This is a genomic window from Shewanella sp. HN-41 (genome assembly GCF_000217915.1).
In the GTDB taxonomy this organism is placed as follows: Bacteria; Pseudomonadota; Gammaproteobacteria; order Enterobacterales; family Shewanellaceae; genus Shewanella.
Window position 1 is genome coordinate 1 of the sequence record NZ_AFOZ01000035.1, and the last position, 23,931, is coordinate 23,931.

Sequence of the window (23,931 nt, forward strand, 5' to 3'; positions counted from 1 at the left end):
GACTTGGTCGACCACAGCCAATTTAAAAGCGAGGGAATAATCCTGTTGAGTTCGTTTGGTTGTTGATTTCATTACACTCTCCAAATAAAGATTGAAAAGTGTCAACGCTATTTAGGACGGGTCACAGCCAACAAAAAGGGCCTATTAAGGCCCTTTTTGTGCTCACCTAAGGCGATGAGTCATGGCTAAAACCTAACGAAGCTCCATCTCTTGGATAATTTCGTGGGCAATCGCAGGCGTAGTGCAACTTGGAGTTTCATGTAAATCAGCTTTTAGCTGGCCTTTGCGGTGCTTAAGTGCGGCATCTAATTTTTTCGATGCCGCCTTGATTGCTGGGTACATGATTTCATCCGTGCCCGATGCAGAAATGCGACTGCCTTCATAATTTGTTCGAATTTCAACCTGAAACTCGCCATGCTCCTTCGCAATAATGATATCGAGCGCGATCAAGGTAGGGAAATGGGTGGCGATTTTTGAAAACTTTTCGTTGACATGTTCTTTAACAGAATCAGTAACATCGACATGGTGACCAGAAAGATTTATTTTCATAGGTTGTCCCTTTTAGTGTCATTACTTTTATTTTCGTTTCACTATTAGAGCTTGGGGCATGCAGAATAAAACACAAGCCCTAAAGATAAATATTTCGATCAACGCAGGTATTAGCTGCACCTAAATGTGAAGTGCATCAAGAAACACATTATTCAAGGGATAAGTAAGTGGTTGATTTAAATACGACGGATCGTATAAAAATCAACCACTGCCACATGCACAACCTATTTCAATAGCTTCAATTTCACTCAATATTTACGTTGTACACTCTGTTGCCAAAACTGCTGCGATAAATGGTGGGTCTTAGTGGATAAGCGCGACACTTGATCGCCTCGCGCGGCTGCATCTTGGGTCTGTTCTAAACTCTGCTGAGCTAAATCACTGATCACATGAATAGCTCGACTAATTTCAGCGGCAACGGAGGCTTGTTGTGTCATCGCAGCGGCGTTGTCATCACTGAGGGAGTTAATTCTGGCGATGGATGATAATAATTCGCCAAAGGCTACGCTCGCATCCTGCGCTAACTCAACAGAACGTTTGACCTGTTCTTGTCCTGCCACCATAGTAGAAGTCGCCTTGTGCGTACTGTCCCTGAATCGGCTGACAATTTGCTCAATATGCGAGGTCGATTGGCTGGTACGGCTCGACAGTTGCCTGACTTCATCGGCCACGACAGCAAAGCCTCGCCCACTCTCCCCAGCACGAGCAGCCTCAATGGCAGCGTTTAATGCTAATAGGTTAGTTTGATCGGCGATGGCGCGTATCACTTCTAATACCTGATGAATAGCATGGCTATCCTGTTCAATCGTTTGCACAACATCGGAGAAATGGCTGACCTGCACACTCAGCTGGTGAATGGCATCGATAACGGTTTCTAAGCGTGAATGACCGCGCTGTGCCGCCTGATGGCTAGACACCATCTCAGAGGCCGTTCGATGAATGTTACCTGTGACTTCGGCAAAACTGGCACTCATTTGTTCCATCGCCGTCGCGGCCTGCGTCGTTTGCTCACTCTGACTATCCGCATGCTCCCATGTATTGGTAATCGTTTGCTTAAGGTTAACGCTCTGCTCTTGGATCTCGCTGGCAGAGTCGGCCATTCGTCCAACCACCCCGCCTATTTCGGTAATTAAAAATCTCAAGGCCAGATCCAGCTTGCCTATTTCATCCTGTCGACCGGTATACACTCCCATAGCGACGGGATCATCGATGATATTAGTTGCGATAGACACCAACTTTTGTAAGGGTCGCATCAGACAATACCAAGCGAGGCACGCAATGCCCATACCAGCAATGGCCGCCACTAGGGGAGAATAACTAGCAATCACAGCTGTAGTGACAATTGAAACCAACATAGCCAACAGAATTTTACCGCTAAAACCGAGTCTATCTTTGCGCAATGCCTTAGGCTGTTTACCCTGATTAATATCGCTGTAAATAGTCTCGGCCGCTTTGATCTGCTCGGGTGTTGCTTGGCGGCGAACGGATTGAAACTCGTGAATAGTCCCATTCTCATACACAGGTGCAACATAGGCATTCACCCAATAGTAACCACCATGCTTAGTTTTATTTTTGACTATCCCCATCCAAGGTTTGCCACCTTTTATTCTCTCCCACAGAATTTTAAAGGCGGCGGCGGGCATATCGGCATGGCGCACTATGTTGTGTGGACTGCCCTGCAACTCGTTAACACTAAACTCACTGATCTGCGAAAAAGTCTGGTTTACATACTTAATGTTGCCCTTCAGGTCGGTAGTGGATAGTAGAATGGCGTTATCAGACAGGTGTTTCTCACCCTTTGTAGAATGTGTTTGCATAGGTTATAGGGCAGATTCTCGGTAAAAAGATGGATGGCATTTTGCCAAAAGGGCAAGCTGTCTACCTTGATTAAGCTCACAATGACAGTAGAAAAATTAACCAAAAGCTAAACAAGCAGTAACCACTAAACACGCTCTAATAAATAAAAACAAACAATTATGGTAAATATAGCAACTCAGAATGCCCATTATTTGTTTCGCCCGCTGTTTTAAACACTTCCCTCTACCTAGAGTGAATTTCAGCTAAGGTCTATAAAAAAAACCACCTCAAGCTCGCGCTTAAGGTGGTTTTAAATTCACAGCGAATCCATGGTGAGTTAACCGTGGCTCGCTGCGTTAGCCTAATTAATTTGAGTCACAGTTAAGGTTGGCGATTTAGGATCTGGACCTGTCACAGTAAAGCGATAAGTGGCCGCCGCTGGCGCATTAAAATGCATATTGGCGCCCTTTGAAGCCAAGACTTTTAACACATCAAGCGCCACAGCCTCATCCCCCACCACAGCACCAAAATCGACACTAGACCAATCTGATGAAGCAACTTTAAACTCGTTATCGCCTGCGACTAATGCGATATCGACACTGTAAACCGAGGCGCCTTGATAGGCTAACGTGTCCACTGTGCCCCAGCCATTCATGCCACCACGAATGTAAACCGTGTTCGCACCAAACATCGCCGTTTTATACACGCTGAGTTTAGGTTCATTACGATTTGACGCATCAAACACAAAGCTGTAGGTATCATCGCTGTCGAAGGTGATGCTCATATTGCCGCCTTTGACCGCCAGCAATTTCTCTTGATTGAGCACGACGACACCATCGGCTTCACCGGTACCATAATCTACGGTAGACCAATCACTGGACGCGATTTTAAAACCCTTAGTACCTGCCGTGATAGCGAGATCAACACGATATATCCCACCGCCCATATACTTGACTTCGTTATCCGTCCCCCAACCGTTCATATCACCGCGCAGGTACACAGGCGTTCCTACAAATGGCTCTTCGTTATAAACGCTTAATACGGGATGGTCCTTATCCGATGCATCGAGGGAGAACACATAGGTTGCCGTTATCCCAGCGGTAAAATGCAGATTCCCGCCCTTCGCAGCTAGCGCTTCGGCCACACCTTCATCAACTTGGGCGACATCAGCGCTAATGGCGCCAAAATCCACGGTATTCCAATCTGCCGAGGCAATTTTGAAATCATAGTCACCGGCATTCAATTTGATGGTAATACGGTATTCGCCAGCGCCGACGTAGGCGAATTTATCGACCTCACCCCAACCATTCATACCGCCACGGACAAATACATCGGTACTGCCATAGGGCACAACATCGGGAGCACCGACTGTGGCATTTGCCGAGAGACCCACGCCCTGCGCACCGCTTTGTTTTTTCACAAATACAGCCGTGCTGTAGGCAGGAACCGTAAATGTGCCTTCATTTGCACCTTCACTAAAGCTTGCGCCGCGGACTTTGGCATCAACAGAGTTTGCTTGTACTTCGTGTAAGCTAAAGCCAGCTGCAGTCGGCACTGTGTGAGACTGCTGCGTTGCGCTGCCGTTGATCATCACCACGATGGCATCGACTGCGGGGTCGAGATCGCTAAGGCCCACACCGTCGTCAAGGCTCATGACGATGACACCCTGTTGCTGACGTTTACCGACGTTATGGAATCCCACCCGCTCAATAATGGTCTGCTCATCGGTCAGGCGGAATAATGGGCTCTGATGGCGTATACGTAAAAACTCGTTAAATACCCCCGAGGCCAATTCGATATCCGACATGGACGCCGCCGCATTTGGGTTGGCAGAAATACCCGCAATCTGCGTCCATTTGCTGCTGTTATCCTGCGCGAGCGGTAAACCTACATCCCAGTTATTGGTGTTGTAGGTAAAGTCGACGTAGTTAAACCAGTCACCCGAGTCATAGCTGTTTCTGTCCATCGATTTTGAGCGCAGTAAATCACCGCCCATTTGCAGGAACGGCACCCCTTGGCTCAAGAGTGGAATACTGGCGGCCATGTTTTGGACTCGTACACGATTTTCAATACTCAAACCAATGGCATGTTTATATTGCAGGATATCCCACAGGGTTTCGTTATCGTGCTTAGAAACATAGTTAATGCTGTCGGCCGGATCGAGGGCATAAGCACTCGGTTGTGAGTTCCAGCTAAAGCTACTGCCCTTAGCCGAATTGCCATTAAAGTCTTTTAGTACATAGTTTTGTAAGTTACCCACCAATGATAAGCGTAGGGTATCCTGATCCCGCAGGTAGTCATCCTTTGCCTCGGTCGCAAACAATGCGCCGCCACGCACCGCCTCGCGTATTCTGTCATTAAAGGTGCCCACTTCGGAGCCTGCCATATTGGCTTGGGTTGCCTGTTCGAATAAACGATTATCGGCAACTTCACCAAAGTTCCATCCTTCACCGTAGAAGTAAGTGTCTGGATCGACGGCCTGAACAGCGGTTCTCGCATCGAGAATACCTTGCTTAGGCATGTGCCCCATCACATCGAAACGGAAGCCGTCATAGCCATATTCTTTGGCAAGCAAGACTAAAGAATCCGTGACGAGTTTGCCCATCATTCGATGTTCAGTGGCGGTATTTTCACAACAGGTTGACTGTTCCATCGCGCCAGATACAGGGTCGTATCTGTGGTAATAACCAGGAACGACCTTATCGAGCACAGCGTTAGCATTCACGCCAGAAGCGCTAGTGTGGTTGTACACCACATCCAATACGACTCTGAGGCCAATATTATGCAAGGCTTGGTTCATTGCGCGCAGTTCAAGCACTCGCGCCGTACCATCAGCCACTTTGGCATAACTGCCTTCAGGGGCAAAAAAATGCTGCGGATCGTAACCCCAGTTAAAGCCATCTAAACCACGCATGGCATCCACTAATGCCTGCGCATCACTTGAGCCGGGTAAACTATTCGCCAAAATACTTTCTATGGTGGCTGACTTGTTTTGGGTTTTGCAGGCATCGGCCGCATCATTGATTTTGCTGCATAGCTTGGCCAATGTGTCGGTCATTTCGATGCGTTCACTGGCATTTTCATTGACCGTCGCCATATCGGTGGCGGGCAACACATGGAAGTGAGTTAAGCCATTATCAACCAGCTTTTTAAGATGTTCGACTGGCGCAGAGCCTTGCTCGGTAAAGGCCAAGTACTTACCACGGTGGGCGGCACTGGTGCTCTGATCTCGAATACTAAAGTCTCGAATATGCCCCTCGTAGATCACCGCATCTTCTGGGTGAGCAATCGTGGTGACAGTTTGGTTATCCCAGCCGTCAGGTTTAAGGTCCGCATCATCCAAATTAATAAACTGGCTGAAACGACCGTTACTCGACACATTTAAAGAATAAGGGTCGGTGCTTTCTAACGACTCCAGTTTTTTAGTCGTTGGATGGTACACACTGAGCGCATAACGATAATAGAGACGATTAAGGCTAGCATCACCGCGATAGGACCAGATACCAGTGAGGCTATCTAAGGTCATGTTCTCAGTGCTTTTAAGTGTTTTACTGGCATCGTAGACTTTCAGTTTTACGTCTTGGGCCGTCGGTGCCCACACTGAAGCAATAATGTTCGCTCCATCGTAAACCACACCGAGTGTAGCCTCATCGGCATCTTGGTCGCCCTGTGTATAAAGGTCATCAAGTACCTTGGCCGCTTGCACATAGGTTGCGCCAACAGGTTTGTCATCGGCATCGTAAGCGACTAATACTAATTGATTTTTTGCAATGGCTTTGGCTTCATCCGCGGTAAAACTGGCAGTATAAGCAGGCCAATCGGCCAGCACTGGCGATAACGCTTTTTGTGCATCACTTAAGGTCGCAGGCGTTAAGGCCACTTGGGTGCCACTGATCACATTATTATCATCGGCGGCGATATCTGCCTTAGCTGAATAATGCAACTTCACGCTTGTTACCCCCTGTGGATCTTGATTCCACACAAAGGTATTGCGATCTAGCCAGTGGGCACTCATACCTGAAATAGAGAAACCTGTCTCAAGGATCGGATACTCATACACATCCGACTCACCGTGAATGGTGAAATTCACGCGTACATAGGTCGCATCATCCTGTACCAGGGACATGGTTAGGTTGTTTTTACCTAAGGCTTTACCCGCATCATCCGTACCGGCATGCACAATAAAGTTGCCGCAGGCACCATAACCTTCCTTCAGATTGAGGATCCAATAGGCGCCATAATTAGGGTCAATACCATCGAAGGGGTGGCCGTTGCTCCAGTCGCTGGTATCAAAGGGAGGCGCATAGGCATCACACTTTTCATCGTTCCAAGTATGTAATTTGTACTTAGGATATTCGGCGTTACTCGCAGTATTGTTTTTATCTTTAATGCGATTGTAGTAAAGCACTGCCTGATTGGCTTGTGGGAATACGCTTGGCGCGGGTAAGGAGGGATCTAAGCCGTTTATACAACTCTCGTTTTTAGGATCAGGGAATTTAGGCGCCTTACAACTGATAGGCGTAGGTGCAACGCAGCTTGTGCCCGTGGCATCGGGCACCATAGGCACATCGCAGGTTAATAACACTTTACCCGGTTCAGATGAATCGCTGCCGCCACAGGCCGAGAGTAAGCTCATACTCAGGGCTAAGGCCGACAGTTTAATAAGATTAGAGATACTCAACATGAGTGGTTTCTCCCAATTTGCGAATAAGGCGCCGTTATACTAAGTGGCGCAACATTTAATGGATTTAGGCTCTGTGCGTTTAAGCACGCCAACTGACGCAATGGATTACAGGGCATAGGTGAACCCCAGGAAAAATTCGCGGCCAAAGTATTGCAAGGTGCCGGTTTTCTGCTCGGTGCCGAAGTAACTCTTCGTCGGTTCATCTGTGAGGTTATTGACTTGGAACAGTACGTTTAAACCGTCCGTGACTTGGTAGGAGGCTTGATAGTCCATCACGGTTTCGGAATCGAAGTTCACCACTTGATCGTTAATCGCCACCTGTTCAGAGACGAAAGCATCACGGTAACGGGCGCTGATACGGGTTTCAAAGCCCTCATAGCCGTAAAACAAGGTGGCACTGAGCACGTTATTCGATAACCCAGGTAAAGATTGAGTCACACTGTCACCGCCTAGGCTAGTGATGGACTGCACCTCACTCTCGGTATAGGAATAACTGGCGTTAAAACCTAAACCAGAAAATAAATCGGGCAAGGAGGCAAACACTTGGGTGTAAGCCAGCTCTAAACCGCGAATGTATCCGCCCTCGGCATTATTCATTGCAGTAGTGTAAGTGCCATTACTTGTTGCGGTTTGCACCCCAGTAACAGGATCGACGATGTAATCCGGCACGTTGAAGCCATTACCCTTAAAATCGAAATTGGTGATAGCCACAGTATCAATAAAGGAATCGATATTTTTGTAGAATAGCGCCGCGACAAAGGCGCCTTCATCAAAGTATTTCTCGTAGGAAATATCATATTGATCCGCATAGAAAGGCTTTAAATAGGGGTTATTAGTGCTAGAGCCATTGATAACCCCATCGTTATTCGGCGTTGCGCTCGCATCCCCCGCCAAGCGGTTAATGGGCGGACGCGACATCACTTTAGCGGCCGCTAAACGGATTTGAGAATCTTCAGTGATCTTAAAACTGAGGTTAAGGGAAGGGAGATAATCGACATAATCTATTCCTTTGATTTTAGGTGCATAATAGTTATTCACTATGCCTAAATCATCGACAATATACTGAGCGCCAAGCTGGGGATCTGCACCGACATTCTCTAATACGGTTGCGGATTGGTCGGTATCAACACGGCGTAAACCGAGATTGCCCGTGACTGGAATACCGCCAATCTCGGTATCGAAATTGACCATGGCATAAGCCGCAAACACCTTTTCGAACACCTCACCACTTTGCAGTACGGTCCAAGAATAGTTAGTGGTATAACCCTTAGCATCGAGTACGCCATCGGCATTACCCCAGGTTTGTACTGGCTGTGGGATACCCTCAGGAAACCAAGCCGCTAGCGCTGCGTCGAGATCAATGGCGAGATAGGATGGGAAATAACTGAACTCCCCCTGCCAATCCACGACCGAGGCCATATCAGACGTCAGCTTAAGTGGCGGCTCAATGCTAGAGAAAGCGCCATCATTGCCATATTCAAATACCGAGCGGTGATTGGAGTAATTACGGTCCGAGTAACGCACACCAAACTCCACAGAGCTGATGTAATCATTCTCAAGGTCATATTTAAAATCAAGGCGATATGCCTTTACCGCATCTTCATTCTCATAGGGATAAATACCGTACTTACTCACCATCACCCGATCCAGATCGGTGAAGGCATCGGCTTGATTAAAGCCCACATCGGGCAGATTAAGCCCGTTAAGTTGATAACTAATCGAGACATTATCATCGAAAACTGGGGTATCGGCATTGGCATCGACGGCAACGTTCGCCCATAGTAGGCCATTCCTGAAGTTGCTTTTGGCTGAGGAATAGGAAATATCGGCGGCGACATTCAACCTATCTGTCACTTGCCAGTCAGCATTTAAACCAAAGCTATTCACTTCATCAAAATCTTGGTTATCGTCGTTTACTGTCTCAACTCGGGTATAGCTCTTTGAGGTGCGATTAAAGGTCCCGCCAATAACAGAATTGCCATCGAGTACAGGATTGGCAACCGCAGCGCCTGAGCCACCAAACTTAACCCTGAATCCGCGGGCAAACGCTTCGCTATCGAAACGCGATAAAAATGCATCGGCCTTGAGCTTAAAATTATCCCTAGGCGCCCACTCAATCGCACCCATATAACCGTTACGCATTTCAACGCCACCAAGGTGCTGTAGCTCAAAACCCTCACTGATGTACTCATTCGCCGGGAAATCAATCGAACCATTAGTATCATTAGCCAAACCATCGACATCTTTGCTGTCGTTATAAGCCAAGCCGATAAATTGGGTCGCTACACTGGGTTGTTTTAGGCGGGCATAACCTAACGCCACGCCTAAGGTATCGTCGAAAAACTTACCCTGATAGGAAATACTCAACCTGTGGCCATACTCGTCAGCACCATAGACTTCACTGGCTCTGTCGTTGTACATACCGCGGGCATTAACAAGAAAACTATGGTCTTTATCGGATTGCAGTGGGCTGACAGTTTGCAGTTCAACTGTGCCTGCAACACCGCCTTCAATCAGTGAGGCTTTAGGGGATTTATAGACTGCGGCGGATGAAATCAGCTCAGACGGATATTGATCGAATTCGATACTGCGAGTACCACTGGTCGATACCTGTTCGCGGCCATTTAAGGTTGAAAAAACAAAACCACCCGACATACCGCGAATGTTAATTTCCGCCGCTTGTCCACCGGTTCGTACCGCTGAAATACCGGGTAAACGGGTCAGCGCATCCGCCATTGATACATCGGGTAAGGCACCAAGATCATCTGCCGATAATTGTTCTGAAACCGTGTCGCCGTAACGTTTAGCATCGAGGGAATCAATCAAACTTTTGCTGTAACCTTTAACCTCAATACGTTCGATATTTGCGGCTTCATCGCTGGCTTTTTTGGTGGTTTCGGCACTCTTAGCATTAGTGTTGGTATCGTTTTTTATGTTGTCGTCTTGAGCTTGTTTAGCCTCCTGTTGAGTTGGCGTGGTCTCTGCAGCAAAGGCTAACTGTGGCGTATACACCACACTAAAGCCTGCTGTTGCGAGAGCCATGGTCAAGACGCTGAGTTTACAATGACGCATTTAGCATTCCCCTATGTCGTAACGACTTGTTTTAACCCGATGCTCTATTTACAACATCAATCCAAGAAACATAGGGCAATCAAAGTGCCATACTAACGGTGTAGCGTTTTCCGCCTCAATGGGGTGCATACGTATTCATAACTTATCATTTACAACCAATTAACAAACTAGGTTTACCCTTTGATTTTAAAGCTTTATATTCAAAGCTTGAAATGCATAAAAGTACAGTTAATTAACAACTTGCAACTCTGTCAGGCCAAGATCACATATTTACATTCGAATCTAAATGATATCGTTTATCATTTAAGTCAACTCGGTTATACTACTCACGGTTAGCTATCCCCTGTTATAAAAATGCATTTACCGTTACGCCAAGCCTTCTATCGTTAAGCCTGAAGGCTCCAGCACAATTTGCGGAATTAACCGTAACGGATAGCCATAACAGACCCATATTGCCTCGAAATGAGAAGTGGTACTTATGTCTAATACACCTGTGTTTGAAACTTCAACGCAATCATCTACAGTGCAAATGAGCTCTTTCTCACTGATTTCACGGGGGATTGTGCAGATTATGCGATGGTTTACGCAGGAGCATTCGATGTTTGCCTTCAAAGTATTTGCTCGCGCGAGCGCCGCCCTACTGGCAGGTTATATTGCAGCGGCCACCTTGGCTTGCCTGCTGACATTAGTGTTACCCATGCCACGCTTCGAAAGCACCCTAACGGCCAATATGTTGGCTTTCCTGTTTTATGCTATCGCCATTATTTACGCCTTTTGTATACGTAAAACCTGGCATGCATGGCGAGATTTAGGCCTAGTGAGTTTGCTATGTTTTGGATTGATTAAGGTGTGTGGACAGTAAGATGAAAGAGACTTTTTTTAGAACCTTATCTTGGTTACATACCTGGGCAGGTCTACTGGTTTGTTGGGTGCTATTACTCATCTTCTTTGCGGGCAGTTTGAGCTATTTCCGCCATGAAATCAGCCTTTGGAATGAACCCGAGTTACATAAAGGGGTTTATCAGAGCTATCAAGCCGATACGCTCGAGGAGCAGCTAGACAGCGGCCAGCGCTATATAGAAACACATTCGCCCACAACGGCGCAGCGCTGGATGATCAACTTCCCAACCGAACGTAAACCATTTCTAGGCTTTAGTTGGCAACTACCGCCAGAAAAGGGCCAGCGCCGCGGCAAGGTAGAAGAGCATGTGGCCCTCGCCGATGGTAGCGGCATGATCTCAGCGGTGCGCGCAAGTCGCGGCGGTGATTTCTTCTATCGTCTGCACTTTGACTTGCATTATATGTCCGCGATTACGGCCCGATATATCGTCGGCATTTGCACTATGTTTATGCTGATCGCCCTTATCAGCGGCATTGTGATCCACAAACGCATCTTCAAGGATATGTTCAGTTTTAGACGGGACAAGGGCGCCCGCTCTTGGTTAGATGCGCACAATGTGAGTTCAGTCATCGCCCTCCCTTATCATCTGATGATCACTTATACCGGCCTAATCACCCTGATGCTGATTTATATCCCATGGACGGTGGATACCGCCTATCCGGGTGACAACCAAGCCTTTTTAAAAGAGCTGAATCCCGCTAGACAAACCGAGAAAGCAGCAGGGATCAGCGCGCCACAGGTGCAACTGAGTCAATTACTGCCGCAGGTGAAAACCGCTTGGGGCGATGCGCCGATTAAGCAAGTGATAGTGTCATACCCTAAAGATCAAAATAGCCAAGTGACCTTCTACCAAAACACAGGCAAAGAGGTGACCGATGAGGCCAACATCTTGATATTTAACGGCGTAAATGGCGAACTTAAGTATGCCAGCCCGCATGAAGCCTCGGGAGCGTCAGCCACCTACGATACTATGATGTCGCTACACACGGCACGTTTTGCCGCCCCACTATTACGAATATTGTTCTTTTTCTGCGGCTTATTGGGCTGCGCTATGGTCGCAACAGGCACTTTGATGTGGGCCATTCGTCTACGGCAGAAACAGCAAAAAACCATAGATAAGGGCGAGAAACCGAGCTTGGGGCTGCGTTTGGTTGAAGGATTAAACTTCATGTTTATCTTAGGCTTGCCCTTAGGCGCCGTGAACTTCTTTTACGCAAACCGTCTGCTATCGACAAGTTTTGCAGGCCGCTCCGCATGGGAAGTTCACAGCTTCTTTATCGCATTAGCGGCAATGGGAGTGTGGGCTTTTTTTGGCCGCTCACGTCGCCAGTGGCAAACGGCACTCATACTCACAGGCAGTTTGTGCTGCGCGCTGCCCGTGCTTAATGCCTTCACATCGCCGAGTCATTTCATCGACAATATTCAATCCCATCAATGGGCTTTAGTCGGGTTTGACGTGCTAGCAGTGTTACTGGGTGGCGCTATGCTATTTGCCAGTAAAAAATTAACTCTGATTGCGAAAGCCGCCCCCGCCAAACGGGCTCCCAATGTAACAAATGCGAAGGCCGATAAGACACGTCGCAGTGAGCCGAAGACATCCCTTGCCAACGAACTAACCTCACCGTCTGCATTGGAGGAAGTTAAACCATGATGCCAGAATTTATCCCCGTACTTGGGATCTTAGGCTTGAGTTATCTCTCCCTCGCCCTATTTGCCTTAGCCAAATTTGGCCATTTTAAGGATGTATTTAATCGTCCCCCCACTCAGTGGCAGAGCCGCCTATTAAGCTTATTTGCGTGGTTATTGTTGATGTTCAGCTTAAGTGCCTGCGCGAGCGATCAAGGCTGGGCCTACGGTAGCATTTTGTTTATGGGGATCATTTCCCTCGCTGCAATGCTGGTTATTCTCATCTTAAGCTATAGCCCTCGACATTTACCAATGGGCATAGTCACAGGCAGTGTACTCACCAGCAGCCTATTACTGAGCGCGGGGTTATAACTTCTGGCACACTAAGCTATAACTTCCTGCCGCACTGGACCACAGGTCATGGCTAAGTGAACACCGCTAGGCTATAGTGCCCTTATACCAAAACAACCTGAAGAAAAGAGTTTCAGCATCTTCAGGTTGTTTAGATATATGTCCTTCAGATAGGAGAAAATAATGGGCTTTAACTTAACGGTTAACTGGCAAACCTCGCCCACCGAAGAAGGCGAGTTTTGCCGAGATCACAGCATTACCTTTGGTAGCGGCCAAACCATTGAGGCATCATCCGCACCGGAATACAAAGGCAATGAACATAATGTCAATCCAGAGGAAAGCCTGTTGGCGGCATTATCCTCATGCCATATGTTGACCTTTCTCGCGATTGCACATCTTAAACGCTTACCTGTGACGTCCTATGTGGACAATGCCACTGCAGAGTTAGGTAAAAACGAAGCGGGCAAGTTGGCCGTCACTAAGATGGTGCTAAATCCTATAGTGATATTTGCCGACGGTGTCGAAGTCAGCCGAGAAACTATCGAAAAAATTCACGAAAAAGCGCACGCTAACTGCTTTATCGCCAATAGCTTAGCTACAGATATTCAAATCAAGTTTTAAGCTGTGTAGGGCAAGTTTGAGCTTACGCTTGCTTGCCCAATATTTATCACTTTGATTAAATTACACTCTATTCAGCTTGGGTCCAGCCAGTTTACCGTACGATACCTCCCACTTGAGACTCGATTTATCCGTCTTGATTTAAAAGAGGTAAGCCATGTATATCCAATCTAACGCTAACATCACAGGCATAAATTCAAGCAAATACATCAGTGCCCACAATTCTGTACCTAGACTGAATCTGCCCCAAACGAATTTACCGCCCGCGTCATCGGAAACAGTGACCATCTCGAGTGAAGCAAGACAACTAGCCCAATTTGAGACAAACGCCGAAGATAAAACCGAGTCAACTCAGTTACCCAGTGTGCCTAATATGCCGCAGTTCGAGGGTAACCTCGAAAAATATGTTGCCTTTCAAGAGGCTAGAATGAAGTATCGAGTCGTATCCGATATGACGAACATAGCAATGGGAAGTAGCGAAGGGATTTCAGCCCCGACGGCCTATTATCTAAGCCATAACGAAGACGCGAGAGCGATGACAGTCAATCACCTTGCCCAACAACAGCAAGTGAACACAATGCAGATCTACGCAGAAACGAGTAAGAATATTAATGAATGGGCATAAAAATGGGTGTTGTCTCGGGAACTACAAGACAACACCCTAACTTTGTACCTAAGCATCTTAACCTAGATAGCTTAAATTTCAGTTAAATACTGAATTTAAACATCAACTACTTAGCTTTAATATCCTGCGCCATACCTTTTACAGGCATAGGTTGCGCCTTTAAGGCTGGGATGGGTTGCTTAACTAGCTCATCTTTTAGGTAACTTATCGCCGTTTCGAGCTGCGCATCTTTACCATTAAAGGTGGCGAAAGGTAAGTTATCGACTTCAATATCCGGCGTCACACCATAGCCTTCCAGCACCCAGCGACCATCCATTGCATACTGTGGATACTCGGCCACCCGCGCCATACCTTTATCGGTCAACGCATTACGCCCAGATAACCACACCCCTGCCCCCGCCGTTTGCTTACCAATTAACGGGGCAATACCGAGCGCTTTAATCCCTGCAGAGAAGGTTTCACCGTCGGAATAGGTCAACTCATCGGTCAATACCACTAAATGGCCGCGGAAGGTTTGCTGCATATTGGTGTTTGGCGTGCCGTGGGTCGGTTGCCAGAACGCCCAGGCACGGCGTAATAACTTCTCGATAATCCAACTGTCGATATTGCCGCCACGGTTGCGACGAACGTCGATAATCAAGCCGTCTTTGTCGTAATTGGCATAAAACTCACGGGCGAAACTTTCAATATCACCGCCGCCCATGGCATATAAGTGCAAATAACCAATCTTGCCCTTACTCTCATCCTCAACCACATCCGCATTATGGCTCACCCAATCTAAATAACGTAATTGACTGTCCACCATAGCACTGATGGGCATAACGATGGTTTTATGGGTTTGGCTACCACGCTTAAGTTGCAGCAAGACTTGCTTGTCCTGTTGATTACGCAATAAACGCGTGACGTCGGCCACATTCGCCACTGGCGTGCCATTGATGGCCAGCAGCACATCACCTTCTTTAGCATCGACTTCGATACGATTCAACGGTGAAGCTTTTGCAGGTAACTCAGGATCGTTATTGTAAATGTGCGCAATTTTAACGCCATCTGCGGTTTGCTGTAGACGCGCACCTAAACTCGCCGTATTTGCTGCATCGGGATCTTGAGGTAAATCACCACCGCGCACCTGTGAGTGCAAAGAGTCTAACTCGCCCATCATTTGCATGAAGATGTCATTGAGTTCATTGCGATCGGTCAGGCGGTTGAGCAAAGGTTGGTACTTAGCTTTGGTCGCTTGCCAATCGAGGCCGCGCATCTTTTTGTCGAAGAAAGATTCCCTGTGCATCAACCAAGCATCTTCAAACATTTGCAGCCATTCAAGTTGAGGGGAGATCGCTAACTGCCATTGATCCGTTTGTACTTTGGCATTATCCGTCTCACCCAACTTATCGCCGCCCTCGACAATCATCAGCGCCTTATCATTACTGTGTTTACGCAGCATCAATTTCTTGCCATCGGCAGATGGCTCATATTGACCCACATCCTCGGCAAAAGTCTCAATTTTGGGGCTTAATCGGTCAAATTTGATGGTCATCAAATTAGGTGCTACATCGTCTCCAATAGCTTGATCTAACATATAAAGTCTATCTTCGACGGCATGTAGTCTACTGTAATTTCCTGAATCGACAGGCACTTGCCATAGACGCTGGGATATCCCCGCCCAATCGATTTTCACCGGATTAGGTTTATCCTTAGCATCAGTCTTGTCAGCTTGGTCAGCGCTGAGTTCATTGGGTTTACTAAAGGGGAATTTGGCATTCTTGACTAAGGCGATGGCAAAAATTTGGCTGCGTTTATCAAACACTGGCCCCATGTTTCTATCGCCCCAAGGTGAACTTGGTGTGGCGCTAAATTGGCGGTTTGATAGGAAATATAGCCACTGGCCATCGCTGCTAAAGGTCGGTGAATAGGACTCGTATTTGTCACTGGTAAGCGTCTCAGCCTTATTTTCATCCACAGAATAAAGGACGATTTGCGGTCTTTGTTTACCGATTTCCGACTTAGTTAATGCAATAAAACGACTGTCACCGGACCAGCGAATATCGGCGTAAGGCCCCAGTCCCTCACCGTTAGTGATGATTTTCTGATTGGTATTTTTCTTTAAGTCGAGTAACCAAACATTGCCATCGTTATCGTCGTGGGCGATAAATCGACCATCACGGGACAAATGTAGACTCATTCTTAAGGTATGACCATCTTTGGTCAGTTGCTTAGCACCACTGCTACCATCGGCTGGGAATTGCCAAATCTCCTGCTGGCCCGTCATATCACTAATCGCATAAACGGACTTACCATCTTGGCTCAACATCGCTTCCCTAACGCGATAGGTCCCCGGCAGCGCCACTTGGACTAAACGTGAGCCATCAATACCCGCGATTGCCACGTGACTGCGGGCAGTGATCACCACTTTATCCCCCGCGGGGGCCAAATTGGTCGAAGACGCATAATCCATAGGGTCTTTCACCCAATGTTCACGGCGCTGAGCAAAATCGGAAGTCAGTGTGATATTCAGTAATGAGTCTTGAGTCGAAGCAATGTCAAAGACATGGATATCCGCGCCTAACTGGAATACCACTCTGCCTTGATCCATACGCGCGCCGCGGACTTGCCAATCTTTAAATTGGGTTAACTGTTTTGCATCTGAACCATCGAGCGCCATCGACCAGAGGTTGTCGTTACCATCGCTGTCACTGATAAAATAGAGTCTGTCCTGCCACAGCATAGGTTGACGCACAGAGCCGTCGTGCTGACCGCTGAGCAACTGGGCTTCAGTTTTGCTGTCGAGTTTAAAGCGCCATAGTTCGCCTTTTGCACCGCCACGGTACACTTTGGCATTATCGCCAGTCACTTGCAGGCCAAAGCGAGTGAAGTACACGTATTCGTTGCCATCATCAATCACGCCTTCGACCGCATCGGCTAAGGGTAAATCTGTAGTCGTGAGGGTTTGAGGATCGACGCTGCGCAGCATCCAGTTATTAGCGGGACCAAAGCCAGTGTCGGTGGAATATAGAATCTCACCTTTGGCTGTCCAACCCTGAACGCGCACACGGCTATTCTCAAAACTCACCCGTTTGGCCACACCGCCCGTAATAGGGATAACATACACTTCGCTCGCGCCTTCATAGTTGGCCACATAAGCAACCCACTTACCATCGGCTGAAATGGTCGCACCTAGCTCTTCTGCGGGCAAACTCGTTAAGCGGGTCGCCGCTGTTTGACCTAAGGTCTGAGTCCATAAATCCCCTTCAGCGGTAAAGACTAAGGTTTGATCCTGCAGGGCTGGTGCGCGGTAATATCCTTGATTACTCACGGCATCGGCAGCGATGACTTGGGCCGCAGTTAAGGTGCCTAGAGCGAGCATACAGCAAGCGACGGAGTGACGAAGTTTCATAAATAGCCTCTATCCTATTGTTAGCAATGGATCCTTTGCATGGACTTTGTAATAGACTTTTGTAATGGGCTTTACGCAATGCGCTTTAATCAAACCCAAAGTTTGATAATTTAGCCCATCAAGCTAGCAGAATTTGATAGAGAGTTCAGTAACTTCAAAATGGAGAAGTTTTAGCAAATGTGTCATAGTGTTACCAGCAAGAATACTCAATAAATCATTCAGTGATTATCGTGCAATTAGGGATAAATCAAAGCTAAGGCATATTGAGTCCCTTGAGTATGGTACTGACGGCTCATATTGGTTTGTTTTGCGAGGGAGATTTGCAGCCATTTATGTAGCACTCTGGCAATTTCGCCATTATCTTTCAAAGTACGAATAGCAGTATTCATTTGTGTGAGCTGTAAAGATGACATGCTCGCCTTACTAAGCATCAGATGGATAGGATTTGCCTCTAATACTAATTTGAGAGGCACCAGCTTAACTCCTTGATATTGACTTGCAATATAGGGAACGGCCATAGAATCACCAATGACTATATCTGCACGACCGTGATAAAGCATTTGTACAGATTTATCGAGACTGGGACTCAAGACTAATAATTGCGCTTGCTCGAGTCGCCCTCGAGAATCATGGTAGTCATTACCATACCAACCACTTGTCGGAACGATCAGACGCAATTTTTGAGTAAAAATATCCTGCCATTGCCCTAGGTGAATTTGTTCTTTTTTCTCATCCAATACAAAGAGGCGTACTTCTTCATTTCGATAGTCTTCGGAGAATAATGCATATTCTTGGCGGTCTTGGGTCTTAGTTGCCCCCATCATCATATCGAGAGTGCCAGCCTTTAGCATTTGATGTGAACGCTTAGCGGGCACGTTGATAAAACTCACGTCACAACCTAGAAATTGGGCAAATGACCGCATCAATTCGACATCGAGTCCCTGCGCCTCTCCGTGAGGATCTTGCCATGCATAGGGGGCCCAATCGTTATAGCCTACTTTAATGGGGTTTGGACAGGCAAAAGTGGCCGTTGCAGGCAACGCACTGTAGGCGGGTAAGACGCAGATAAACCATATAAAAATACAGCTCAGTTTTAACCTTAATAATATAGGCACAATTTGAGCCCCGCAGGTGGCACCACTCCCAGTAACAAAAGTATCAAATCCTATGACGCTAAATCCAGAAGGTTTTCCCTAACCTTTAATAAGGGTAGTCCGCCCGTGGGATTGACGCCATAAGCGAGATATATTCCCCTCTAAACACTCATTTACAGCATGGAAGTATATTGCTACTCAGTAGGCACTTGTAAAAAGAGGAGCTTAGCTCCCCTTCGACACAAACTTGCCATTATATGTACTTAGCCTAAGACTAGGCGAGCACAGCCAATAAATGCGCCTTCAATTTGGCAAAATCTGCGGGTAACTGTGCAGACAAAATAGCCTTAGCCGCCACAGCCTCAAGCTCGGCAGGCAATGGTAAGTTAAGCTTTAATTCTCTATCCACTACATCCTTAAATTTAGCGGGATGCGCCGTTCCCAAGAATATGCCAACTTCGTCAGGCACTAAGATTAAAGATAAGGCTTTAGCTGCGATCGCCGCATGGGGCTCAGACACATAACCATGAGCATATAACTCAGCTAATGCCTGTGAGGTTTGCTCCTCAGATAAACGAATACCCACTAAGTTACTCAGTGGCCAGTTTAATTTCTCACAAATGGCTTCCACTCGCGGCCAGTTGCTTGGCTCACTCACATCCATTGCATTGGACATAGTCGCTTGAGTTGGATTGGGCAGCCATTGGCCATTATCTAAGTAACGCGGCACAGTATCGTTGGCATTGGTCGCGGCGATAAAACGTTTAACCGGTAATCCCATGGCTTTAGCGAATAAACCCGCAGTGAGGTTACCAAAGTTACCACTTGGCACTGAAATCACAGGATCGGCACTATGACGCTGTTTAGACTGGGCAACGGCTTCAAAGTAATAGCAAATTTGTGCGAGTAATCGGCTGATGTTAATAGAGTTTGCTGAGTTTAAGCTCAAACCATCACGGACTTCTGGATCATCGAAGGCACGTTTAACGAGATCTTGGCAGGCATCAAAATCAGATTCTATGGCCACTGTATGGATATTTTTCCCTAGAGTGGTGAACATTTTTCTTGTAGCTCACTGATCTTGCCCTTGGGGTAGAGCACTACGACATTGACTTTCTCAAGCCCGTAAAAGGCATCGGCAACCGCAGCACCTGTGTCACCCGAAGTTGCAGTCAAAATGGTTAAGCGTGTATCACCGACAAAGGCATTGACGCACTGTGCCATAAAACGTGCACCAAAATCTTTAAATGCTAGAGTGGGACCGTGGAACAATTCCAGGCAAGCGCGCTGCTCATCCACAGCAACCAAAGGTAACTCGAAATTAAAGGCACGCTCAACCAGTTCATCAACCGCATCTTGCCCTAATTCAGAGGCAAGCCAAGCGCCGAGCACCTTTTTGCTGCGCTCAACAAATGGCAGCGCCAGTAGCCCTTCCATATCGTCTAATACGGGTATTTGGGTGGGGAAGAACAAACCTCTGTCCTTACCTAAGCCCAGTTGTACCGCTTCTTTAAAGCTCACTTTCTGCGAAGGGTGTTTTAAATTATACAGTTCCATGCTCACTCAACCTTTTGATGCTAAATAATGTTGATACTTAGTCTTAGCTAAATTGACGATTAATCGACCCTACGTGTGCCCCGCTCATCGAGGTGACACACGTGGGCAAAGCCCCCCGCCTCGGTGAGATAATGCTGTTCTAACCAGACTTTAGCGGCATTGGCCGTGGCTAAATTATCGGTAATCGAAAACAACGTTGGGCCGCTGCCGGAAATCCCCGTAGTCAACATGCCTATATCGGCTAAAGCGACTCTGGCATTGTCGTAACCCGGGATCGCGGCGGCGCGATAGGGCTCGGCTAACACATCCTTTAATACGCTGATCGCAAGCTCGGCATTCTGCTGGTAAGAAGCATGTACAAAGGCACTTAAGTAGCGGCCAAAATCGATGGTGACACTTTTATCATATTGATCGGGCATGAGTTTACGCATCATCGCCGTCGACAGTGAAATCCCTGGATAGGCCACAACCCAATACCATTCTTTAAAACTCGGTATCGCTTCACAGACTGTGCCCGGCACATTGAGCATCAATTGCATGCCGCCTAAGTAACAAGGGGCGACGTTGTCATAGTGCACACTACCGCTGATCTTACCCTCAAACTCCCCCATCAGTTCAAGCAAAGCTTGCTCGTTATAGGGTCTGTCAAAATGTTCATTCAATGCATATAACGCCGCCACGACTGAGCTGGCACTTGAACCTAACCCACTGCCGACGGGCAGGTTCTTTTCCAGTGTCAGAGCTACACCTTCATCTTTGCCAAGTGCTTCCAAGAAGAACTCTGCACATTGGTACACAATATTATCTTGCGGATTGTCTGGCAGTTTATGAGCCCAAGCGCCGGTTTGCGCCAGACTCACACCGGACTCTGCCGCGGTGATAGTCACTCTGTCGCCCAGTAAACTGCCATCGATAGGCGCCAAAGCGGCACCCAGTAAATCAAATCCGACTCCCACGTTACCCATAGAGGCTGGAGCGTAAACGGTCAAACTCATACACTCACCTCACGAGTCCAATTCAAGGTTCTTAATACATCGGCAAAGGCACCAGCTGCGGTCACTTCAGTCCCAGCGCCATAACCGCGCAGCACAAAGGGAATGGGCTGATAATAACGGCTGTAGAATGCCAGAGCATTTTCGCCGCCTTTAACACTATAAAGGGGATCCTGTGCATCGACTTCGGCGATACGCACTCGGCACACACCGTCTTCAATTTGCCCGACATAACGCAGCACTTTGTTTTGGGCTTTGGCCTGTGCCACTTTAGCAGCAATGGCGGCATCAACCTGCGGCAAACGCGCCATAAAACTTTCGACATCGCCTGAATCATCGAACTCGGCTGGCAATACAGATTCAACCTGCACATCACTGAGTTCTAGCTTTAGTCCCACTTCACGGGCAAGAATGAGCACCTTACGCGCCACATCCATACCGCTTAAATCATCACGGGGATCGGGCTCAGTAAAGCATTTTTCCCGCGCCAGACCTGTCGCTTCAGACAGTGTCATGCCTTCATCGAGCATGCCGAAGATAAAAGATAAAGAACCCGATAAAATACCGTTAAACTTATGCAGTTTATCACCGGCAAATAACAGTTTTTTCAGGTTATCGATCACAGGTAAACCCGCGCCCACTGTGGTTTCATACAAAAATTGGCGCCGCTGTTTTAATGCCGTTTGGCGTAGTGCTTGGTAATAAGCATAATCACGGGTGTTGGATTTTTTATTGGGTGTGACCACGTGTAACCCAGCGTTCATCACATCCAAATACAGATTCGACACTTGTTCGCTAGAGGTACAATCCACCAATACAGGATTGAGTAATTGTTGATCTTTTACCCAAGCCAATAACGCAGGAATATCACAGTCTTGCTGACTATCGGCAAGTAAACTAGACCAGTTGCTTAAGTCGATACCCGCACTGTCGAGTAACATCTTGTTCGAATTCACAATGCCACAAACACGGATACTGATATGTTGATCCTTCAAGACTGGCGCCTGCTGTTTGATTTGCTCGAGCAGACCCGCGCCCACATTGCCGCAACCCACTAAAAACACATCGAGATATTGCTGCACATCGAAAAAGCCTTGATGACAAGCGGCAACCGCATGCTTAGTCTTACGCTGCTCGATGACAGTCGAAATCGACCGCTCGGACGAGCCTTGGGCGATGGCGATAATGTTCACGCTTGCCTGCGCTAAGGCTTGAAAGAAACGCGCCGCAACCCCTTTATGGGTGCGCATGCCATCACCAATCAAAGACACAATCGCCAGCTCATGGCGCATGGCGATAGGTTCAAGCAAATCACTTTTTATTTCTAACTCAAACTCTTGCTCTAAGGCCCACTTCACTTTAGCCGAATCAGATGTAGCCACACAGAAACTGATGCTGTACTCAGAAGAGCTTTGGGTGATCAAAGACACAGACACGCCGCTGCGGGAAATCGCTGCAAGAGTCCGGCTCGCCATGCCAACCATGCCCTTCATACCTGGGCCCGAAACATCAAACATAGTTTGATTATCGAGATTGGAAATAGCCTTAACCTGCAAACCGCTCTTATCGGCTTGATTGGATACCAGAGTGCCGGGGGCATCGGGGTTAAAACTGTTTTTGATATAACAGGGAATATGGAACTGGGCGATAGGGGCAATCGTTTTAGGGTGCAACACCTTAGCACCAAAATAGGAGAGCTCCATCGCCTCTTGATAGCTAAGCTGAGACAACAATTTAGCATCGGCAACTACCCGAGGATCGGTATTATAAACACCGTCGACATCGGTCCAGATCTCACAACTGGAGGCATCTAAACAAGCAGCCAGCACGGCAGCAGAATAGTCGGAGCCATTTCGACCTAAAGTGACAACTTTACCTTGGTCATCGGCGGCAGTGAATCCAGGCATCACCCACACCCGTTTTTCACCGAGTGCTAAACTTTTGAATCTTGGCTTACTCAAGCTGATATCAACGACGGACTCCAACGGTTTCCCACGTCCCAAAAATAATGCACGGGGATCGAGCAAACCCGATGTAATGCCCTTTGCTAGCATGACTTGCTCCATCAAGGCCGCAGATAATCGCTCCCCTGCCACCACGATTTCGGCGCGGATACCATCGGGACACTCTTGCAACAAGGCAATCCCACGGAGTCTATCGTGCCATAACGCCAACTGACTCGCTAAACCTGCAAACAAGTGTTCACTTTGCGCGCCAGAGAGTCCAGAAGTCACCGCATCTTGATACAGTGAGGTAAAAACCCGTTCAACATGTTGTATTACTGGGGAATAATCTTCTCCTTTAACCGCAACGTCGACCATTTCTAATAGCGCATTGGTCACAGTCGCAGGCGCCGATAGCACAGTAGCTATGGGCTCAAGCTTAGATGCTTTGGCAACAATATCCGCCGCCATCGAGAATCGCTGCCAATTAGCAAGCGAGGTACCACCAAATTTCATTACTTTCATCTTGTTCTCCTGTACCGCGCCCGACTTAGAAATAAGAGCTAGAAACAAAAAAGCCCGCTTCTTTGTGGGAAGCGGGCTTATCGTTAAAATTCTTTAGGGTGTATCAGCCCGCCCCCACTGTTGTTGTGGTGGTTGTAATAATGGTAATTACTACGAAACCTAGGCTATGCATGTGTTTGGGCTAATCCATGTTAATTTCTTGATAA

General features: G+C 47.5%; 13 protein-coding genes and 1 pseudogene. 5 read left to right on the plus strand and 9 right to left on the minus strand.

What is annotated here, in order from left to right:
- Positions 1 to 192: 192 nt before the first annotated feature.
- The 4 genes from hpf to SOHN41_RS13105 all read right to left on the minus strand — a co-directional run bounded on the left by hpf (position 193) and on the right by SOHN41_RS13105 (position 10,102).
- The gene (gene hpf / locus SOHN41_RS13090) at positions 193 to 549 is read right to left on the minus strand and encodes a ribosome hibernation-promoting factor, HPF/YfiA family (RefSeq protein ID WP_007649740.1); all 357 of its coding nucleotides are present in this window, start codon (positions 547 to 549) and stop codon (positions 193 to 195) included.
- Between the two features lie 248 nt (positions 550 to 797).
- Positions 798 to 2,366 (minus strand): methyl-accepting chemotaxis protein, encoded by a 1,569-nt coding sequence (locus tag SOHN41_RS13095; protein ID WP_007649742.1) that lies wholly within the window; start codon positions 2,364 to 2,366, stop codon positions 798 to 800.
- A gap of 341 nt (positions 2,367 to 2,707) precedes the next feature.
- Positions 2,708 to 7,030, minus strand: coding sequence for an alpha-1,6-glucosidase domain-containing protein (locus SOHN41_RS13100; protein ID WP_007649744.1), 4,323 nt, complete (start codon positions 7,028 to 7,030; stop codon positions 2,708 to 2,710).
- A 105-nt stretch (positions 7,031 to 7,135) separates the two neighbouring features.
- On the minus strand, positions 7,136 to 10,102 hold the full coding sequence (locus SOHN41_RS13105) for a TonB-dependent receptor (RefSeq protein ID WP_007649754.1): 2,967 nt from the start codon (positions 10,100 to 10,102) through the stop codon (positions 7,136 to 7,138).
- A gap of 478 nt (positions 10,103 to 10,580) precedes the next feature.
- Here SOHN41_RS13105 and SOHN41_RS13110 point away from each other — a divergent pair, with 478 nt between their 5' ends.
- The 5 genes from SOHN41_RS13110 to SOHN41_RS13130 all read left to right on the plus strand — a co-directional run bounded on the left by SOHN41_RS13110 (position 10,581) and on the right by SOHN41_RS13130 (position 14,223).
- Positions 10,581 to 10,964 carry a DUF3649 domain-containing protein gene (locus SOHN41_RS13110; RefSeq protein WP_037459120.1) on the plus strand — a complete coding sequence of 128 codons (384 nt, stop codon included), beginning with the start codon at positions 10,581 to 10,583 and terminating at the stop codon, positions 10,962 to 10,964.
- Position 10,965: 1 nt separating this feature from the next.
- Positions 10,966 to 12,654 carry a PepSY-associated TM helix domain-containing protein gene (locus SOHN41_RS13115; protein ID WP_007649760.1) on the plus strand — a complete coding sequence of 563 codons (1,689 nt, stop codon included), beginning with the start codon at positions 10,966 to 10,968 and terminating at the stop codon, positions 12,652 to 12,654.
- Positions 12,651 to 13,001 carry a DUF3325 domain-containing protein gene (locus SOHN41_RS13120; RefSeq protein WP_007649762.1) on the plus strand — a complete coding sequence of 117 codons (351 nt, stop codon included), beginning with the start codon at positions 12,651 to 12,653 and terminating at the stop codon, positions 12,999 to 13,001. The genes SOHN41_RS13115 and SOHN41_RS13120 overlap by 4 nt, the downstream gene beginning before the upstream one ends.
- A gap of 162 nt (positions 13,002 to 13,163) precedes the next feature.
- Positions 13,164 to 13,601 (plus strand): OsmC family protein, encoded by a 438-nt coding sequence (locus tag SOHN41_RS13125; protein ID WP_007649763.1) that lies wholly within the window; start codon positions 13,164 to 13,166, stop codon positions 13,599 to 13,601.
- A 154-nt stretch (positions 13,602 to 13,755) separates the two neighbouring features.
- Positions 13,756 to 14,223, plus strand: coding sequence for a hypothetical protein (locus tag SOHN41_RS13130; RefSeq protein WP_007649764.1), 468 nt, complete (start codon positions 13,756 to 13,758; stop codon positions 14,221 to 14,223).
- Positions 14,224 to 14,329: 106 nt separating this feature from the next.
- Here SOHN41_RS13130 and SOHN41_RS13135 read toward each other — a convergent pair whose 3' ends face one another.
- From SOHN41_RS13135 to thrA, 5 genes and pseudogenes are all read right to left on the minus strand, one after another.
- Positions 14,330 to 17,614 carry a S41 family peptidase gene (locus SOHN41_RS13135; protein WP_007649765.1) on the minus strand — a complete coding sequence of 1,095 codons (3,285 nt, stop codon included), beginning with the start codon at positions 17,612 to 17,614 and terminating at the stop codon, positions 14,330 to 14,332.
- A gap of 236 nt (positions 17,615 to 17,850) precedes the next feature.
- Positions 17,851 to 18,729, minus strand: coding sequence for a substrate-binding periplasmic protein (locus tag SOHN41_RS13140; RefSeq protein ID WP_007649766.1), 879 nt, complete (start codon positions 18,727 to 18,729; stop codon positions 17,851 to 17,853).
- A 253-nt stretch (positions 18,730 to 18,982) separates the two neighbouring features.
- Positions 18,983 to 20,265 (minus strand): annotated as a pseudogene (gene thrC, locus SOHN41_RS13145) (threonine synthase).
- A 59-nt stretch (positions 20,266 to 20,324) separates the two neighbouring features.
- Positions 20,325 to 21,260 (minus strand): homoserine kinase, encoded by a 936-nt coding sequence (gene thrB, locus SOHN41_RS13150; RefSeq protein ID WP_007649771.1) that lies wholly within the window; start codon positions 21,258 to 21,260, stop codon positions 20,325 to 20,327.
- Positions 21,257 to 23,725 carry a bifunctional aspartate kinase/homoserine dehydrogenase I gene (thrA, locus tag SOHN41_RS13155; protein WP_007649773.1) on the minus strand — a complete coding sequence of 823 codons (2,469 nt, stop codon included), beginning with the start codon at positions 23,723 to 23,725 and terminating at the stop codon, positions 21,257 to 21,259. Before thrA ends, thrB begins: the two co-directional genes overlap by 4 nt.
- Between the last annotated feature and the right edge of the window lie 206 nt (positions 23,726 to 23,931).

Bases quoted from the DNA above. Each gene is read 5' to 3' on its own strand.
- hpf (WP_007649740.1), bottom strand. From the start codon at position 549: ATGAAAATAAATCTTTCTGGTCACCATGTCGATGTTACTGATTCTGTT.
- SOHN41_RS13095 (WP_007649742.1), bottom strand. From the start codon at position 2,366: ATGCAAACACATTCTACAAAGGGTGAGAAACACCTGTCTGATAACGCC.
- SOHN41_RS13100 (WP_007649744.1), bottom strand. From the start codon at position 7,030: ATGTTGAGTATCTCTAATCTTATTAAACTGTCGGCCTTAGCCCTGAGT.
- SOHN41_RS13105 (WP_007649754.1), bottom strand. From the start codon at position 10,102: ATGCGTCATTGTAAACTCAGCGTCTTGACCATGGCTCTCGCAACAGCA.
- SOHN41_RS13110 (WP_037459120.1), top strand. From the start codon at position 10,581: ATGTCTAATACACCTGTGTTTGAAACTTCAACGCAATCATCTACAGTG.
- SOHN41_RS13115 (WP_007649760.1), top strand. From the start codon at position 10,966: ATGAAAGAGACTTTTTTTAGAACCTTATCTTGGTTACATACCTGGGCA.
- SOHN41_RS13120 (WP_007649762.1), top strand. From the start codon at position 12,651: ATGATGCCAGAATTTATCCCCGTACTTGGGATCTTAGGCTTGAGTTAT.
- SOHN41_RS13125 (WP_007649763.1), top strand. From the start codon at position 13,164: ATGGGCTTTAACTTAACGGTTAACTGGCAAACCTCGCCCACCGAAGAA.
- SOHN41_RS13130 (WP_007649764.1), top strand. From the start codon at position 13,756: ATGTATATCCAATCTAACGCTAACATCACAGGCATAAATTCAAGCAAA.
- SOHN41_RS13135 (WP_007649765.1), bottom strand. From the start codon at position 17,614: ATGAAACTTCGTCACTCCGTCGCTTGCTGTATGCTCGCTCTAGGCACC.
- thrB (WP_007649771.1), bottom strand. From the start codon at position 21,260: ATGAGTTTGACCGTTTACGCTCCAGCCTCTATGGGTAACGTGGGAGTC.
- thrA (WP_007649773.1), bottom strand. From the start codon at position 23,725: ATGAAAGTAATGAAATTTGGTGGTACCTCGCTTGCTAATTGGCAGCGA.